Raw genomic sequence first — 2279 nt, 5'->3', positions numbered from 1 at the left:
CGAAAACCTAGGGCAATTTTCATGATGAAAATGGGTTTTTAATGTTTTTAAATGCTTTTAAAAGCTTTTAGACAAGCTGAAACGCCCATAGCACAAGGCATAGAAAGAACATTCTCCTACGTTTACCCATCAATACCACTACGTTTACCCATCAATACCACTACGTTTACCCATCAATACCACTACGTTTACCTTTCTTATTACTACAAAATATTTTAATGTAGGAATAACTTCAAAAAAATAATTGTAGGTTATGAGCGAATTAATAGTAAAAGATAACGCCCTAATGAACGCTAGTTACAACTTAGATCTTGTTGAACAGCGGTTAATTCTTCTTGCTATTGTTGAGGCGAGAGAGTCAGGCAAAGGAATCAATGCAAATGACCCTCTTACAGTCCATGCAGAAAGTTATATCAATCAGTTTGGCGTACACAGAACAACGGCATACCAAGCCTTAAAAGATGCCTGCAAGGACTTATTTGCACGTCAATTCAGCTATCAAGAAAAACGAGAACGTGGACGAGCGAATATTACAAGTCGATGGGTATCACAAATTGCTTATATTGACGAAACGGCAACGGTTGAGATTATTTTTTCTCCTGCGGTTGTTCCTCTCATAACACGATTAGAGGAACAGTTTACCCAGTATGATATTGAGCAAATTAGCGGTTTATCGAGTGCCTATGCTGTCCGTATGTATGAATTATTGATCTGTTGGCGTAGCACAGGAAAAACCCCTGTTATTGAATTAGGCGAGTTTAGAAAACGAATAGGTGTTTTAGATACTGAATACACTAGAACAGATAACTTAAAGATGCGAGTTATTGAGCTAGCACTTAAGCAGATCAATGATCATACCGACATCACAGCCACCTACGAACAGCACAAAAAAGGGCGGACAATCACAGGGTTTTCATTCAAGTTTAAACAGAAGAAAAAAACTGAGTCTAAAACACCAAAAAATAGCGATTCTAGCCCACGGATCGAAAAACCTAGTCAAATCCCTACCAACATCGTAAAACAGCCTGAAAACGCACATTTGAGTGATTTACAGCATAGAGCGAGCAAGATTACAGGGTTAATCATGTCTAATCGTTTATCAGATCGGTTTAAACAGAGTGATGAATCAGTCATACAGATGATGGCACGTATCCAAAGTGAGATTACAACCGATGTAATAGCCGACCAATGGGAAAATAAACTAGAAGAATTTGGCGTGATTTTTTAGTCATGACGAATTTCCCGAAGGGCGCACTTAGCCATTGATTCCAATGGGTGCTTTTTTTGCCTTGTAAAAATTTGTCTGTCACGTGGCAATCACGTAGAAAATTGTGCTTTAAAGCCTTGCTGTTAATGGCTTTCAAAAAGCGTCACTACCGATAGTGACGCTTTTTTTGTTTTTAAAAATACGTGAACTTTCATTGTGTCGCTCGTAGACACTCGTTTAATTTTTTAAATCATAGCTACATTTAATCCAGCAAGTTTTAAGCGAGTAGTTAAGTTACGCATTTTACTGAATTCAGTTCCGTAGCTTGCTGACAAACCAGTTTCTTCACAAAAATCTTTAGCTGAAATATCTTTTAATTCATCAGCATATTTAATCATTTGCAAGTGCATTTCAGCAGTAGCTTGATTTCTTGGAGCTTCTTTAATAGCTAAAGCAATGCGTTGGCAAATCATTTTTTCATTAGAATTCATTGTTAAACACCTTTTGGATAAATTATGATAATAAATATAATCTATCCAAAATTATTTATCAAGGATAATTTTTATAATGATGACTGAATTGTGTGTTTTTCAATAAAATTATTAGCGAGTGTCTACGAGCGACACAATGAAAGTTCGATTGTTACCATCTCGGAAAAACAGCTTTTAAAAATATTGGCTGCTAGATGGTTTTACTATCGTAAGGTTTTGCTTTTGAGAAGACACGAGCGAAGCGAGTGCCATTTTTGCCTTTGCTTTTGCTGTTGGGGTTTCGGGGCTCGCCCTGAACAAGGTCACAGAGTGGGAATTTATCACGGTAGTGAAAAAGTACCCTTTGTGTATCCTTGCTTAAAATCTTTTTGCTTTTGATTTCTTCTGATTTTTCTCCGTCATTTGCTAAAAATTGCCCCTGACTGAGCATAGCGAAGTCCAAAAAGTTTGAGCTTTAGCGAAAACCTAGGGCAATTTTCATGATGAAAATGGGTTTTTAATGTTTTTAAATGCTTTTAAAAGCTTTTAGACAAGCTGAAACGCCCATAGCACAAGGCATAGAAAGAACATTCTCCTACGTT

Annotated in this window: 3 protein-coding genes; 1 reads left to right on the top strand and 2 read right to left on the bottom strand. The window is 36.9% G+C overall.

Annotated elements, in window-relative coordinates:
• Positions 1-253: 253 nt before the first annotated feature.
• Positions 254-1228, top strand: coding sequence for a replication initiation protein RepM (repM, locus tag ACLF5H_RS37285; protein WP_421680409.1), 975 nt, complete (start codon positions 254-256; stop codon positions 1226-1228).
• Between the two features lie 224 nt (positions 1229-1452).
• Here the strand turns inward: repM and ACLF5H_RS37280 are convergent, their stop codons facing one another.
• On the bottom strand, positions 1453-1698 hold the full coding sequence (locus tag ACLF5H_RS37280) for an HTH-like domain-containing protein (protein ID WP_164978118.1): 246 nt from the start codon (positions 1696-1698) through the stop codon (positions 1453-1455).
• Between the two features lie 190 nt (positions 1699-1888).
• Positions 1889-2128 carry a hypothetical protein gene (locus tag ACLF5H_RS37275; RefSeq protein ID WP_129264382.1) on the bottom strand — a complete coding sequence of 80 codons (240 nt, stop codon included), beginning with the start codon at positions 2126-2128 and terminating at the stop codon, positions 1889-1891.
• Between the last annotated feature and the right edge of the window lie 151 nt (positions 2129-2279).

The sequence above is a fragment of the Streptomyces sp. LaBMicrA B280 genome, assembly GCF_049222185.1.
GTDB classification, from domain to species: domain Bacteria; phylum Actinomycetota; class Actinomycetes; order Streptomycetales; family Streptomycetaceae; genus Streptomyces; species Streptomyces murinus.
Note: the sequence above shows the minus strand (reverse complement) of the source record. Positions and strands in the feature narration are given on the sequence as shown.

Coding starts and splice junctions, on each gene's coding strand:
- repM (WP_421680409.1), top strand. CDS start 254: ATGAGCGAATTAATAGTAAAAGATAACGCCCTAATGAACGCTAGTTAC.
- ACLF5H_RS37275 (WP_129264382.1), bottom strand. CDS start 2,128: ATGCTCAGTCAGGGGCAATTTTTAGCAAATGACGGAGAAAAATCAGAA.
- ACLF5H_RS37280 (WP_164978118.1), bottom strand. CDS start 1,698: ATGAATTCTAATGAAAAAATGATTTGCCAACGCATTGCTTTAGCTATT.